Origin of the sequence: Massilia antarctica (genome assembly GCF_015689335.1) — a bacterium.
GTDB classification, from domain to species: domain Bacteria; phylum Pseudomonadota; class Gammaproteobacteria; order Burkholderiales; family Burkholderiaceae_D; genus Telluria_A; species Telluria_A antarctica.
This window is the reverse complement of the sequence record NZ_CP065053.1, coordinates 4,017,079-4,030,922: the sequence shown is the minus strand read 5'-3', so window position 1 is coordinate 4,030,922 and position 13,844 is coordinate 4,017,079. Positions and strand designations below refer to the sequence as shown.

At 62.2% G+C, this 13,844-nt stretch carries 14 protein-coding genes; 2 read left to right on the top strand and 12 right to left on the bottom strand.

The window, feature by feature from the left end; genetic code table 11:
• Positions 1-22: 22 nt before the first annotated feature.
• From cheD to flhD, 12 genes are all read right to left on the bottom strand, one after another.
• On the bottom strand, positions 23-631 hold the full coding sequence (gene cheD, locus IV454_RS18030) for a chemoreceptor glutamine deamidase CheD (protein WP_181002760.1): 609 nt from the start codon (positions 629-631) through the stop codon (positions 23-25).
• A gap of 29 nt (positions 632-660) precedes the next feature.
• The gene (locus IV454_RS18025) at positions 661-1,506 is read right to left on the bottom strand and encodes a CheR family methyltransferase (RefSeq protein WP_206087205.1); all 846 of its coding nucleotides are present in this window, start codon (positions 1,504-1,506) and stop codon (positions 661-663) included.
• A 57-nt stretch (positions 1,507-1,563) separates the two neighbouring features.
• Positions 1,564-3,267: a methyl-accepting chemotaxis protein gene (locus IV454_RS18020; RefSeq protein WP_206087204.1), complete on the bottom strand. Its 1,704-nt coding sequence runs from the start codon at positions 3,265-3,267 to the stop codon at positions 1,564-1,566.
• Positions 3,268-3,353: 86 nt separating this feature from the next.
• Positions 3,354-3,854 (bottom strand): chemotaxis protein CheW, encoded by a 501-nt coding sequence (locus IV454_RS18015; RefSeq protein ID WP_206087203.1) that lies wholly within the window; start codon positions 3,852-3,854, stop codon positions 3,354-3,356.
• A gap of 29 nt (positions 3,855-3,883) precedes the next feature.
• Positions 3,884-6,031, bottom strand: a complete 2,148-nt coding sequence (cheA, locus tag IV454_RS18010; protein WP_206087202.1) for a chemotaxis protein CheA — start codon at positions 6,029-6,031, stop codon at positions 3,884-3,886.
• Positions 6,032-6,086: 55 nt separating this feature from the next.
• The gene (locus IV454_RS18005; RefSeq protein ID WP_054267173.1) at positions 6,087-6,452 is read right to left on the bottom strand and encodes a response regulator; all 366 of its coding nucleotides are present in this window, start codon (positions 6,450-6,452) and stop codon (positions 6,087-6,089) included.
• Positions 6,453-6,511: 59 nt separating this feature from the next.
• Positions 6,512-7,060, bottom strand: coding sequence for a chemotaxis protein (locus tag IV454_RS18000; protein WP_206087201.1), 549 nt, complete (start codon positions 7,058-7,060; stop codon positions 6,512-6,514).
• A 28-nt stretch (positions 7,061-7,088) separates the two neighbouring features.
• The gene (motB, locus tag IV454_RS17995; RefSeq protein WP_054267171.1) at positions 7,089-8,045 is read right to left on the bottom strand and encodes a flagellar motor protein MotB; all 957 of its coding nucleotides are present in this window, start codon (positions 8,043-8,045) and stop codon (positions 7,089-7,091) included.
• Between the two features lie 56 nt (positions 8,046-8,101).
• Positions 8,102-8,962 (bottom strand): flagellar motor stator protein MotA, encoded by an 861-nt coding sequence (motA, locus tag IV454_RS17990; protein ID WP_054267170.1) that lies wholly within the window; start codon positions 8,960-8,962, stop codon positions 8,102-8,104.
• 185 nt (positions 8,963-9,147) lie between these two features.
• The gene (locus IV454_RS17985; protein ID WP_229521684.1) at positions 9,148-9,981 is read right to left on the bottom strand and encodes a class I SAM-dependent methyltransferase; all 834 of its coding nucleotides are present in this window, start codon (positions 9,979-9,981) and stop codon (positions 9,148-9,150) included.
• Positions 9,978-10,574, bottom strand: coding sequence for a flagellar transcriptional regulator FlhC (gene flhC / locus IV454_RS17980; protein ID WP_206087200.1), 597 nt, complete (start codon positions 10,572-10,574; stop codon positions 9,978-9,980). The genes IV454_RS17985 and flhC overlap by 4 nt, the downstream gene beginning before the upstream one ends.
• A gap of 57 nt (positions 10,575-10,631) precedes the next feature.
• Positions 10,632-10,949, bottom strand: coding sequence for a flagellar transcriptional regulator FlhD (gene flhD, locus IV454_RS17975; RefSeq protein ID WP_054267168.1), 318 nt, complete (start codon positions 10,947-10,949; stop codon positions 10,632-10,634).
• 718 nt (positions 10,950-11,667) lie between these two features.
• Here flhD and kynU point away from each other — a divergent pair.
• Together kynU and kynA are read left to right on the top strand one after the other, a co-directional pair.
• Positions 11,668-12,906, top strand: a complete 1,239-nt coding sequence (gene kynU / locus IV454_RS17970) for a kynureninase (RefSeq protein ID WP_206087199.1) — start codon at positions 11,668-11,670, stop codon at positions 12,904-12,906.
• Positions 12,907-12,941: 35 nt separating this feature from the next.
• Positions 12,942-13,784 (top strand): tryptophan 2,3-dioxygenase, encoded by an 843-nt coding sequence (kynA, locus tag IV454_RS17965; RefSeq protein ID WP_206087198.1) that lies wholly within the window; start codon positions 12,942-12,944, stop codon positions 13,782-13,784.
• Positions 13,785-13,844: the final 60 nt, after the last annotated feature.

Below are 13,844 nucleotides of genomic sequence, written 5' to 3'. Positions count from 1 at the left end.
TCAGAATTGATGGGGCAGTCGGCTAGAACAGATCGATCGCGCCGCCGACCGGTTCGACCTTGAGGCGGCTGGCGTAATCGAGTTCGCGCCGCGCCAGGGTATCGTTATGGGTCTGCATCAGCTTCTTGACCAGTACCTTGCCGGTGCGTGGGAAAAAATAGACCTTGCGCGGCCAGATATCGTTCAAGTCTTCGGCCACCACGCGCATTTTTTCGGTCTTCAGGAAGTTCATGACAAAGGCCGCGTTGCGCTCGCCCACGTTGATCGCGGTGAAGCCGCGCAGCACCGCGCCGCCGCCGAACACTTTCGCTTCCATGTTCTCGCGCCGCGCGCCGGCCTTGAGCAGGTCGTTGATCAGCACTTCCATCGCGTACGTCCCGTAGCGCATCGACGCCGAAATCGGGCTGTTCGGATCACTGCCACCGTCCGGCAGCATGAAGTGATTCATGCCGCCCAGGCCAGTGACCTTGTCGCGGATACAGGCCGACACGCAGGAACCGAGCACCGTCACGATCAGCATGTCCTTGGGCGTGTAGTAGTACTCGCCCGGCAGGATCTTGGCCGCGTCGCAGTCGAAGGTGCGGTCGTAATACACGTTGGTTGCAAATTGTTCTTTGATTTCGATAGCCATGTTCAGTTCTCAGTTCTCTGCGGGTCGCATCAGCTCCGGCGACCATCGAGTTCGTACACGGTTTTGCCACGCAGCTTGAGCGACTCCGACACATACAGGAAATTCTCGGAGTGGCCGGCAAACAGCAGTGCATCGGGCTTCATCAGCGGCACGAAGCGCGAAAGAATCTTGCGCTGGGTCGCCTTGTCGAAATAGATCATCACGTTACGGCAGAAAATGACGTCGAACGGGCCTTTCAGGGGCCAGCTGTCGCCCAGCAGATTGAGCTGTTTGAAGGTGATCAGCTGGCGCAGTTCGGGACGCACCCGCACCATGCCATCCTGGTCGCCCTTGCCGCGCAAGAAAAAGCGCCGCGCGCGCTCCGGTTCGAGCTTGTCGATGCGGTCGATCGCGTACACGCCGTTGGCACCCGTGGCCAGCACGTTGGTGTCGATGTCGGTGGCGATGATCTGCACCGGCGGCGTGAGCGTGTTGAATGCTTCGCACACGGTCATGGCGATCGAATACGGTTCCTCGCCGGTGGACGCGGCCGAGCACCAGATCTGGATCGGCTGGTCGCGCACTTTCTTGACATGCTCGGCCAGCAGCGGAAAGTGATGCGACTCGCGGAAGAACGAGGTCAGGTTGGTGGTAAGCGCATTGGTGAACGACTCCCATTCCTCGCCCAGGCGCCCCGCTTCGAGGTCGTCCAGGTAGTGGCCGAACGAGACGATGCCGGTGGCGCGCAGACGCCGCGCCAGGCGGCTGTAGACCATTTCCTGCTTGCTGTCGGCCAGCGAAATGCCGGCGCGCTGGTAAATCAGCGCGCGCACGCGCTCAAAATCACTTTTGGTGAAGTTGAATTCCTTGGCGGTTTCCATTTTCGTTTGCGTCACCTTGCCTCACCCCGTTTTCATTTGTATGCGCGCGCGGCCGGAAGGCCCGCCGCCAGCTTAAAACTCTTCCCAGTCGTCTCCCGGCGCCGCCGCGGCCAGCTTGCGCGGCTTGGCTGCCGGCGCCGCCTTGGCCACGGTGGCCACCGCGCGCGCCGGGGCGCGCTGCGCCACGGGCGCGGCACGCAGCGGCGCATGCGCGGCCACCTTTTTATCGTCGCCATTGAGCTTGAAGATGCTCACGGCGGCGGCCAGCAACTCCGCCTGCTCCTGCATGCTCTCGGCCGCCGCCGCGGCTTGCTCGACCAGGGCCGCGTTCTGCTGCGTCATTTCATCCATCTGAGTGATGGCCTGGTTGACTTCTTCGATGCCGTTGCTCTGTTCCTGGGTGGCCGCCGTGATTTCACCCATGATGTCGGCCACCTGCTTGATCGAGGTCACGATCAAGTCCATGGTCTGGCCGGCTTCGTCGACCAGCTTGCTGCCTGCATCGACCTTGTCGACCGAGTCGCCGATCAGCGACTTGATCTCCTTGGCCGCGCCGGCCGAGCGCTGCGCCAGGTTGCGCACTTCCGAGGCCACCACCGCGAAGCCGCGCCCCTGTTCGCCGGCGCGCGCCGCTTCCACCGCGGCGTTCAGCGCCAGGATGTTGGTCTGGAAGGCGATGCCGTCGATGACGCCGATGATGTCGACGATCTTGCGCGAGCTTTCCTTGATCGAGCCCATCGTATCAACAACCTGCGATACCACGGCGCCACCCTTGACCGCTACCGACGACGCCGACACGGCCAGCTGGTTGGCCTGGCGCGCATTGTCGGCATTCTGCTTGACGGTGCTGGTCAGTTCTTCCATCGAACTGGCGGTTTCTTCGAGCGAACTGGCTTGCGACTCGGTGCGCGACGACAGGTCGGCATTGCCCGAGGCGATTTCGTGCGAGGCGACCGTGATCATGTCGGTCCCGGCGCGCACGTCGCCCACGGTCTTCGCCAGGCTGTCGTTCATGTCCTTGAGCGCCTGCAGCAGTTCGCTCGTTTCATCCTTGCCCTCGACCCGGATTTCCGAGGTCAATTCGCCCGCGGCGACCTTCTTGGCCACCCGTACGGCGCCCAGCAGGGGCGACGTGATCGAGCGCGTGATGACCAGGGCGCACACCACGCCCAGCGCCACGGCCAGGGCGCACACCCCGAACATGATCATGCCCACGCGCTGGTCGGCCAGCACCGATTGCTTGAGGAATTCATCCGCTTCGAGCTGCTGCTTGTCGACCAGCTTGTTGAGCAGCTCGAGGGTTTTCTGGTTCAGCGGATCGATGCGCTGGGCGATCACCTTGGCCGCCCCCTCGCTGTTAAACGCCAGCACCTGGCCGATCGCTTCCTTGAAGGCGACGTCGACTTCCTTGTCGAGCGCGGCGATCTCGGCGAGCAGCTTGGCCTCGGCTTCGTCCAGGCCCGTGGCCTGCAGCCTGGTGCGAGCCTCTTCATAGCGCTTGCTCTGCACCTTGACCTTGTCCTGCTCTTTCTGCATCAGCGCCACGTCGGCCTGCAGGCCGATATTGCGCATGGCGATGCCGGTTTCGAGCATCGCGCTCTTCATGCTTGCTGCATGCAGGTTCTGGGCGCTGGAACTGGCCAGGCCGGTCATCAGGCTGTTCTTGTTACGCGAATTGAGAAAACTCGCCGTCAACGCCATCGCCACCAGAATCAGCAGGATGCAGCCGAAACCGAACGCCAGACGCGTACCAATTTTAAAATCGCGCAGATTCATCGTTCTCTCCTCGATACTTCAATGATGTGGCGTGGGCTTCTGTCGAGCCCCTCGCACCGGCGTTGCGGTTGTCGGTCCGGTCTGTCTCAGGCGGCCAGTTTTTCGATCAGGCCCATTTCGCTCGACGACATCAGCTTGTCGATATCGATCAGGATCAGCATGCGCTCGTCGACCGTGCCCAGGCCGACCAGGTAGTCGGAACCGAAGGCGGTGCCCATTTCCGGGGCCGGCTTGATCTGCTCCGGCGTCAGGGTGGTGACGTCGGAGACGCTGTCGACCACCACGCCCATGATGCGCCCGCCGATATTGAGGATGATGACCACCGTGAACTGGTCGTACACCGGGGTGCCGAGGTTGAACTTGATGCGCATGTCGACCACCGGAATGATGATGCCGCGCAGGTTGATCACGCCCTTGATGAATTCCGGCGCGTTGGCGATGCGGGTCACCACTTCGTAGCCGCGGATTTCCTGCACTTTCAGGATGTCGATCCCGTATTCTTCGGAACCGAGCGTGAAGGCCAGGAACTCGCTTCCGGCGCCATCCTTGACATCGCCGTTCTTGGATGAGGTTGAGGTTATTGACATGATGAATCCCTAGTTGGTTGCTGTATGGGTTAAGAGAAGATGGCGTCGTCGGCCAGCTGGCGCGATGAGCGCATCAGGGCCGAGACATCGAGGATCAGCGACACGCCGCCATCGCCGAGGATGGTGGCGCCGGAAATCCCGGTCACCTTGCGATAATTCGATTCGAGGTTCTTGACCACGACCTGCTGCTGCCCGACCAGGTCGTCGACGAACAGCCCGGCCTTGCGCCCGTCCGACTCCAGGATCACCACGATGCCTTCGCACGGATTGGTAAAGCGCGGCACGATGTCGAACATCTGGTACAGCGGGATCAGGGGCAGGTATTCGCCGCGCACCTTGATCACGGGGCCGCGCCCGGAGATTTCCTTGATGTCTTCCGGCGCCGGCTGCAGCGACTCGACCACGAAGCCGAGCGGCAGGATGTACACTTCCTCGCCGCAGCGGATCGACATGCCGTCCAAAATCGCCAGGGTGAGCGGCAGCGAAATCGAGATCGTGGTACCGAAGCCCTTGGCCGAGCGGATGTCGACCGAGCCGCCCATGGCCATGATGTTGCGCTTGACGACATCCATGCCGACCCCGCGGCCCGAGACGTCGGTCACCGTTTCGGCGGTCGAAAAGCCCGGCGCGAAAATGAGCTGCCACACGTCCGCGTCGCTCATGTTGTCGTTCACCGGCAGCCCGTTCTGGGCCGCCTTGGCCAGGATGCGTTCGCGGTTCAGCCCAGCGCCGTCGTCCGACACTTCGATGACGATGTTGCCGCCCTGGTGGCCGGCCGAGAGGAACAGGCGCCCCGCTTCGGTCTTGCCGGCGGCGGCGCGCGCTTCCGGCATCTCGATGCCGTGGTCGATGCTGTTGCGTACCAGGTGGGTGAGCGGATCGACGATGCGCTCGATCAAGCCCTTGTCCAATTCGGTGGCGGCGCCGTGGGTGATGAAGTCGACCTTCTTGCCCAGCTTGGCCGCCAGGTCGCGCACCATGCGCGGAAAGCGCGAGAACACGAAATCCATCGGCATCATGCGGATCGACATGACCGCTTCCTGCAGGTCGCGCGTATTGCGGGTGAGCTGGCTGACGCTGTTCAACAGGCGCTCGTGCAGCATCGGGTCGAGCGCGTCGCTGCGCTGCTCGATCATGGCCTGGGTGATCACCAGCTCGCCAATCAGGTTGATCAACTGGTCGACCTTCTCGATCGAGACGCGGATCGACGACGATTCGGCGGCGGCGTGCTTGTCGTCTTTTTTGACGACCTTTTTCTCGGCCGTCTCGGTCACTTCCAGCGGCTCGGCGCGTGCTGCCGCCGGGGCGGCGCTGGCCGGCGCCGGGGCAGTGATGCCGGCCGTGGCGCGAATATGCTCGATCGGCTGGAAGAAACCGTAGCCGCGTTCTTCGTCGGTCTTGTCCTGGCTCGGGGCGTCGATCGGATCAAAAAAGCCGTAGCCCATGTCGTCTTCGACCTTGGCCCGTTCGCGGTCTTCGATGACCTGCTGCTCCGGCGTGAGCGCGGGCGCCTCGAAGATCTTGAGCTCGTCGGGATCGAGCACGAACGAGCAGATCGCGATGATGTCATCCAGCGACTCGTGAGTGGTGACGGTGATCGCATGCCGGTCGCCCGGCAGCGGCATCACCGACACCCTTCCGAGCAGCCCCAGTTCGGCGGTCAGCGCATTGACGTCGCGCTGCTCCACATGCGGCATCTCGATGCGGAAACGCCGTCCGCCGTTGCTCACATTGGCCTTGATCGAACTCTGGATGAACGAGGGCGCGGGCGGCGCGGCCACCGGCACCACGTCCTGCGACAGTTCCTGCAGCATCATGCGCACGTCGGCCACGGCATCCTGGTCGACGTGGGCGCCGTTGCGGTGGCCGTCGAGCTGCATCTTGAGGATGTCCTTGGCCGCCAAAAAGGCGTCCACGTGCTCGGCGGTGAGCGCCATTTCACCCTTGCGGATGCGGTCGAGCAGCGACTCGAGGATGTGGGTCACTTCGGTCATGTCGTTCAGGCCGAACGTCGACGAACCGCCCTTGATCGAGTGGGCGGTGCGGAAAATGGCGTTCAGGTCTTCCGGATCCGGCGACGCAATGTCGACGGCCAGCAGCAGACGCTCTTTTTCGGCCAGCAGTTCTTCGGCTTCATCGAAGAAGACCTGGAAAAACTGGCTTATGTCGATGGTCATGTTCAGACTCCGTGAATTTCGCGATACATCATGGCGCGTGCTCCCACCCCGGTCATCAACCGATGACTTTTTTGACCACTTCGATCAGGCGCTGCGGGTCGAACGGCTTGACCAGCCAGCCGTTGGCGCCGGCCGCGCGTCCCTTGGTCTTCATTTCGTCGGACGATTCGGTGGTCAGCATCAGGATCGGCACCTTCTGGTAGGCCGGCAGGCCGCGCAGCAGCTTGATCAGGGACAGGCCATCCATGCGCGGCATGTTCTGGTCGGTCAGCACCAGGTCGACCGTCTGCTGCTTGGCTTTCTCGAGTCCGTCCTGGCCGTCGACCGCTTCCACCACGAGGTAACCGGCGGCCTTGAGACTGAATGCCACCATCTGGCGCAGCGAACTGGAATCGTCAACTGCGAGTATTGTTTTAGCCATTTTTGCTCCTGCTTTTTTTAAATCGGGGGCACCGCGCCCATAATCATCGAGAGTGAACCTTAGAACAGTTCTATGTCGCCACTTTCCAGATGCTGCTGATTGACTGCTTTTCTTAGTACACTGCGTAATTCGAGCGACTGGATCGCCAGCGCCATGCTGACCTTGCCGAGCAGTTCGACGATCTCTTCGCTGCCCGCTTCCGGCACGATGTCGGCGCCGTGCGAACCCAGGGTGCCGAGAAATTCGCGCAAGCCGGTCACCCTTTTCAGGGTACGGTCGATCAGCTGGCTCGTCATGTCCTGGAACTGCATGCTGGTGATGGCCGTGTTCACGTGCGCGCCGATTTCGTCCGACATGGCGCTCAGGCGCGCGCCATCCTCCGCGCTCGGGGTGCCGCCGGCCAGCAGCAGGTTGATGGTGTCCTGCTGGGCTCCGACCGCCGTGTGGATGGCCATGAAGCTGCTGGTAAGCTTGTCGATGGCTTCCTCCAGCAGCAGTTCGGTCTGGATCAGATCGGTCTCGACTTCCGTCAGGTGCTTCTTGCCGTGATCCGACACGCCCGACAGCAAGCGCTTCACGTGCGAGCCCAGTATTTTCTTTCTTGTCATTCGCCCTCTCCCCTGTCTTTCCTGGCCATCATGGCGCCGCTTTCGGCGCCGCTGCCGGCACCGCTGTTTTCCCTGCCGCCGCCGGCGTAGCGACGCCCGGCTGCTCCGGCACCTCCAGCGAGGCGCCATCGCGCATCACCGCTTCTTCGGTTCGTTTGTTCATGACGATGATGCTGATGCGCCGGTTGGCCGCGCTGAACGGGTCCTGGCGGTCCAGCGGGGCGGCCGCGGCCAGCCCCACCACGCGCAAGATCTTGGCGTCGCTCATGCCGCCGATGACCAGTTCGCGGCGCGAGGCATTGGCCCGGTCGGCCGACAATTCCCAGTTGCTGTAGCCGGTGTCGCTCATATAGGGGGTCGAATCGGTGTGGCCCGACAGGCCGATCCGGTTCGGTACTTCGTTGAGCACGATCCCGATCACGTGCAGGATGTCGCGCGTGTACGGCTGCAGTTCGGCCTTGGCCAGGTTAAACATCGGCCGGTTCAATTCGTCCACGATCTGGATGCGCAAGCCTTCGCTGGTGATATCGAGCAGCAGCTGGTTCTTGTATTTTTTCAGCAGCGGATTGGCATCGATGGTCGCTTCCAGCTTGGCCTTGAGGGTTTTCAGGCGGTCCGCTTCAAGCGCTTCCAGCGCCGCCTTGGCCGCCTTCAAGTCATAGTTCTTCTTGTCCGGCGCGTTGCTGCCGCGCTTGACCTGGCCGTTGCGGCGCGACAGGTCCTGGCCGCCGCCCTGCACGATCGAGGAACTGTCGCCGCTGCCCGAGCCGCCCGCCAGCGCCACTTTCAGCGGGGTCTGGAAAAACTCGGAAATGCCGTTCAGGTCACCCTTGCTGGTCGAACCGAGCAGCCACATGAGCAGGAAGAAGGCCATCATCGCCGTCACGAAGTCGGCGTAGGCGATTTTCCAGGCGCCGCCGTGGTGGCCGCCGGCGGTTTTCTTGATGCGTTTGACGATAATCGGGCGCAAGCCTTCATCGGACATAAGCGCTCCGTGCGGTCGTCATCATGCAAGAAGAAAGGTGGCTGTGCATGATGGGCTTATTTGGCCTTCGATTTCTTGATATGGTCTTCCAGTTCGGCAAAGGTCGGGCGCTCGGTCGAGTACAGCACCTTGCGGCCGAATTCGACCGCCAGCGCCGGCGCATACCCGTTCAGGCTGGCCAGCAGGGTCACTTTCACGCACTGGAACATCTTGGTCGACTCTTCCAGCTTTTGTTCGAGCAGGCTGGCCAGCGGGCCGACGAAGCCGTAGGCCAGCAAGATGCCGAGGAAGGTGCCGACCAGCGCCTTGGCGATCAGGATGCCCAGTTCGGCCGGCGGAATGCCGACCGACTCCATCGTGTGCACCACGCCCATCACCGCCGCCACGATGCCGAAGGCCGGCAAGCCGTCGCCCAGCTTGGCGATGCAATGGGCCGGCACCGCGCCTTCGTGGTGGTGCGTTTCAATTTCGTTATCCATCAGATTTTCAATCTGAAAAGCATCCATATTTCCCGACACCATCAGCCGTAGATAATCGGTCATGAATTCGACAATATGGTGATCGGCCAGCACGCCGGGATATTTGGAAAACACCGGGCTTTGTTCCGGGGTTTCGATATCGCCCTCGATCGACATCAAGCCTTCCTTGCGCACTTTGGAAAGGACGTCGAACAGCAAGGACATCATTTCCATATACAAGTCCTTGGTATAACGCGATCCCTTGAACAGGGCGGGAATCGCCTTGAGCGTGGCCTTGATCGATTTGCCATTATTCCCGACGAAAAAGGCGCCCAAAGCCGCACCGCCGATCATCACCAGTTCGAGCGGCTGGAACAGCGATCCGAGGTGGCCGCCACTGGCGGCAAAGCCGCCGAAGACCGAGCCGCAAACGATGATGTATCCGAGTATGACTAACAAAGTGCGCTGACTCCCAAGGTGAAAGAGCTCGGGCAGCGCCCGACGTTTTAAAGATAACAACGCCAGTATATGAATGGCAATTTATGCTGGCGGATCTTTAAAAAGCTCGATTCATTTAATTTACATACGGAACTACAATAGCGTGAGACGGCCCGAGCGGCAAGGAAAACCCTCCCGGTTGTCTCCTAAAAGTGCCATCCGTACAGAGGCGCGCCACGCCCTGTAGGCATAAGAATAATATCCGGTGTTTTTTCCGTTATCAGAAACTCATAACTGAGCAAAATGGCACCGGGACGCATCTCGCGCGAAGCCTTCTTCCATAAGGCGCTCATGGCCGCCGGCGACAGATAAGCGAACACCGCGTCGTAGCTGCTTAAATCAAGATTATCGTAATCGCCACGCACAAAACGGGCACGGCTGCCGGTCAGGCGCGCGCGCAGCCAGCTGAGCAGCCACGGCAGGGGTGCCAGCTCGATGCCGACACAGTGCGAGGCCGGGCGGCGGCGCGCCATGTCCAGGGTAAAGCCGCCCAGGCCGCTGCCGATATCGACGACCAGCAGCGGCTTGTCCTTCGGCAGCAGCTTGTCGACTTCATTCCACACCCATTTGCCGGACGGGTAGTACGGCACCTGGGTGCGGAAGGTCGACCAGTACAGCGCCAGCAGGAACAGGAACATGGCCAGAAACAGCAGCGGCGGCATGCGCAGCTGGTGGGTGCCCATCAGGGCCAGCGGAAACGCCAGCTGAATGCCGAGCCACCACACGGCCAGGCCGCGCAGGCGCGTGAGGGCGCAGGCAAGGAGGCCCTGGATCAGGGCGGCGTCGGCGTAGGACAGGGCCGCCCCGGAGAGGCTGGCGCCGGCGCGCGCCAGCAGGTACACCACGACCAGGGTCAGGGGACAGGCGGCGCACTGCAGCAGCAGCGCCTGCGCCGCGGGGGTGCGCCAGATGCGGCGAAGGGCAAGACTTGCGCCCTGCCCTTCGGAATTGCGGCGCGGGATGTGGCCGGGGCCGCTCACGCGTTCAGCAGCGCGGCCGCCGCGTCGTGCGCGTCCTTGGCATCGCTGGCGTCCTTGGCATCCTTGGCATCCCTGACCTTGCGGGTCTTGCCGGCGCGCGAAGGCATATTGCACAGGCCGCAGTGGTAAGCATGGTTCAGGTCGAGGCAATCGACCACGAACTTGCCCTGGCACTTGTCGCACGGGGCCATGGCCAGCATTTTGCTCTGGAAGAAGCGTACCAGGGTCCACGCGCGCGTCAAGGACAGCAGCGGTTCGACGCCGGGCTCGGGCGGCATTTGTTCGAGGTAGAGCTTGTAAGCCTTCATGACCGCTTCGATGCCGCTGGCGCCGGCATGGTCGGTGAGGAATTTATGGATATTGATGAACAGCGAGGAATGGATATTTGGCTGCCAGGTGAGGAACCAGTCGGTCGAAAACGGCAACATGCCTTTCGGCGGCGAGACGCCCTTGAGTTCCTTGTACAGCTTGAGCAAGCGTTCGCGCGAGAGCGAGACCTCGGTTTCGAGCAGTTGCAGGCGGGCGCCAAGGTGAATCAATTCGATCGCCAGCTGGATTTCCTGGGCTTCCGATACCACGCTTTTCTTGGCCATGACGACTCCCGACGTTGCTGTTTTCAGCGGCAATTGCTGCAAAAAAGCCAACGAGCTTTACACGATTTCTTCGACTGCCTGGCCGGCCATCAGGATGGCGGCGTGGGACTGGGCGAGAACGCGGTCTTTGCTGTTGTTGGTCAACATCGACAGAATAGCACTGTCGTCGAAACGGAAGCGCGCGAGCATCATGTTGCCGCCGGCCAGCTTCAGGATCTGGGAATTGCTCATGTTTTCGATCAGCTCGGCGATGTCCGCCGAAATCCCGAGACGGAAGATCGCGGTCACTTTGTCGGCGCGAATCATCTGCTGGGCGAGCATCAGGTAGCTCAGGTTCGCATCACGAATTTCAGCCATCATGTCGTTCGCAGTCATTTTCCGTCTCCTTCAATCCGTTGAAATCTGGCGCTGTGTTCGTATTGCCAGTGAGATAGATTCTGACTGTACAGCAACAATACGAGAATAGGCGCGCGCCTGTATTTTGGGTGAGGTACAGATGAGGCGAGTCCGTAGGTGTTCGTCCTACGAACCCTGCCGGATCATGGTCGCGCCCCTATGAAACCAGGGCGGAAAAGTGAATTGTGGGACGCGGTGTAACTGACCCGTCGACGTGGTTTTTCTGTCGTCTTGTACCGGTTACGTCAAACTTGTGGAGAACTTGAGGGTTTTTTTAAAATAATTTGAAAATATTTTTAAAGTCCCGCGTGTCTGAGTCTTTTACGGCGAGTGGACGGGGAACTTGAGGGGGATTTGAACATATTTTAGCCGCCGGCCGTGCGCCGCCTGCTGGGGCCGCCCGATTTGTCGCTGCACCCGTCGTCGCCGCCGTGTTGCCCCCCGTCGGTCCCGCCGCCCCCTTCGTCGTTCCCGCCGCCACCTTCGTCGTTCCCGCGAAGGCGGGAACCCAAGTTCGTGCTGTAGTGACTGGCTTATCTACTGACTTGGGTTCCCGCCGAGTGCCGCCTTGGCGCGGGAACGACGAGGCTGGAAACTGGCAACAGTGACAGCCCCCCCTCCTCCCCCCTTAATTTTCTTGCTACACTCCCGCATTGGCTCAAATTAGATGAAGCCTAAAGTATTTTTAAGGTGAACGATGAACCGTAACGACTGCCTTGCCCTCGACACGAGCGACGCCCTGGCCCCCTTGCGCCAGCATTTCGACCTGCCCGAGGGCGTGATCTACCTCGACGGCAACTCGCTGGGCGCCCGCCCGCGCGCCGCGCTCGCCCGCGCCCAGGACGTCATCGCGCGCGAATGGGGCCAGGACCTGATCCGCAGCTGGAACACGGCCGGGTGGTTCGACCTGCCCAAGCGCTTGGGCGACCGCCTGGCCCCGCTGATCGGCGCGCACGCCGGCGAAGTCGTCGTCAACGACACCACCTCGCTCAACCTGTTCAAGGCCCTCGCCGCCGCCCTGCACATGCAAGCGGGCGCACCCGCGCGCAAAGTCATCGTCACCGAGCGCGGCAACTTCCCCACCGACCTGTATATGGCCGAGGGCCTGACCAGCTGGCTCGACCGCGGCTACCAGCTGCGCCTGGTCGACTCAAGCGAGGAGCTGCCCGCAGCCATCGGCGCCGACTGCGCAGTCGTCATGCTCACCCACGTCAACTACCGCACCGGCTACCAGCACGACATGGCCGCCATGAGCGGCCATGCCCACGAACAAGGCGCGCTGATCCTGTGGGACCTGGCCCACTCGGCCGGCGCCGTGCCCGTCGACCTGCAGCGCGACGGCGCCGACCTGGCCGTCGGCTGCACCTACAAATACCTCAACGGCGGCCCGGGCGCCCCGGCCTTCATCTGGGTGCCGGAACGCCACCAGCAAGCCTTCACCCAGCCGCTGTCGGGCTGGTGGGGTCATGCCAATCCCTTCGCCATGGCGCCCGAATTCAAGCCGACTGCCGGCATCGGGCGCGCCCTGTGCGGCACCCAGCCGATCGTCTCGCTCGCCCTGGTCGAATGCGGGCTGGACGTGTTCGAGCAGACCGACATGCAAGCCATCCGCGCCAAGTCGCTGGCCCTGACGGACGCATTCATCGCGCTGGTGGAAGAGCGCTGCGCCAGCCATCCGCTCGGTCTTGCCACCCCGCGCGAGCACGCGCGGCGCGGCAGCCAGGTCAGCTTCACTCACCCGCACGGCTACGCGGTGATGCAAGCGCTGATCGCGCGCGGCGTGATCGGCGACTACCGCGAGCCGGCCATCATGCGTTTCGGTTTCACGCCGCTGTACACCAGCTTCGCCGACGTATGGGATGCGGTCGAGATCCTGCGCCAGATCCTCGACGACCAAGCCTACGATATCGCCGCCAGCCGCGGCGCGGTTACCTGACCCAATACCTGACGCAGTTACCTGAAAGCGCAATCATGTCCGATGAAGCAAAATGCCCGGCCCAATGGCACGGCGCCAAGATGGATTTCAGCGAAGCGATGAGCTATGGCGATTACCTGGGACTCGACCAGATCCTCAACGCCCAGCATCCGCGCTCGCCCAACCACAATGAAATGCTGTTCATCGTGCAGCACCAGACCAGCGAACTGTGGCTCAAGCTGATGCTGCACGAACTGCAGGCCGTGCGCGTGAACCTGCGCGCCGGCGAACTGGCGCCCGCCTTCAAGATGCTGGCGCGGGTGGCGCGCATCATGGACCAGCTGGTACACGCCTGGGACGTGCTGGCCACCATGACGCCGCCCGAATACACGGCCATCCGCCCGTATCTCGGCGCGTCCTCGGGCTTTCAGTCGCACCAGTACCGCGAACTCGAATTCCTGCTCGGGAACAAGAACGCCGCCCTGCTGGGCGTGCATGAGGCGGCGCCAGCGGCCCACGCGGTGCTCGAGCGCGAACTGCACGCGCCGTCGGTGTACGACGAAGCGGTCATGCTGCTGGGCCGCAGCGGCTTTGCCATCGCGCCCGAACGCCTGAACGCCGACTGGACCCTGCCAACGGGGGCCGACGAATCGGTCAAGGCGGCGTGGCTGGCGGTGTACCAGGAACCGTCGCAGCACTGGGCCCTGTATGAACTGGCCGAGAAGCTGGTCGACCTGGAGACGGCGTTCCGCTTCTGGCGCTTCCGCCACGTGACGACGGTCGAACGCATCATCGGCTTCAAGACCGGCACCGGCGGCACGGCCGGCGTGAGCTACCTGCGCAAGATGCTCGACGTGGTGCTGTTTCCCGAACTGTTTTCCCTGCGCACGGCCCTGTAAGCAGCGACTGTTCCCAATACTTGCAGTAAGTCAGTGTTTCTTCCACGCCGCAGAACGGAA

Excerpts from the sequence above, each read along its gene's own strand:
- IV454_RS18005 (WP_054267173.1), bottom strand. The coding sequence starts at position 6,452 with ATGGCTAAAACAATACTCGCAGTTGACGATTCCAGTTCGCTGCGCCAG.
- IV454_RS18020 (WP_206087204.1), bottom strand. The coding sequence starts at position 3,267 with ATGAATCTGCGCGATTTTAAAATTGGTACGCGTCTGGCGTTCGGTTTC.
- kynU (WP_206087199.1), top strand. The coding sequence starts at position 11,668 with ATGAACCGTAACGACTGCCTTGCCCTCGACACGAGCGACGCCCTGGCC.
- cheD (WP_181002760.1), bottom strand. The coding sequence starts at position 631 with ATGGCTATCGAAATCAAAGAACAATTTGCAACCAACGTGTATTACGAC.
- cheA (WP_206087202.1), bottom strand. The coding sequence starts at position 6,031 with ATGACCATCGACATAAGCCAGTTTTTCCAGGTCTTCTTCGATGAAGCC.
- flhC (WP_206087200.1), bottom strand. The coding sequence starts at position 10,574 with ATGGCCAAGAAAAGCGTGGTATCGGAAGCCCAGGAAATCCAGCTGGCG.
- IV454_RS18000 (WP_206087201.1), bottom strand. The coding sequence starts at position 7,060 with ATGACAAGAAAGAAAATACTGGGCTCGCACGTGAAGCGCTTGCTGTCG.
- motB (WP_054267171.1), bottom strand. The coding sequence starts at position 8,045 with ATGTCCGATGAAGGCTTGCGCCCGATTATCGTCAAACGCATCAAGAAA.
- kynA (WP_206087198.1), top strand. The coding sequence starts at position 12,942 with ATGTCCGATGAAGCAAAATGCCCGGCCCAATGGCACGGCGCCAAGATG.
- IV454_RS18015 (WP_206087203.1), bottom strand. The coding sequence starts at position 3,854 with ATGTCAATAACCTCAACCTCATCCAAGAACGGCGATGTCAAGGATGGC.
- flhD (WP_054267168.1), bottom strand. The coding sequence starts at position 10,949 with ATGACTGCGAACGACATGATGGCTGAAATTCGTGATGCGAACCTGAGC.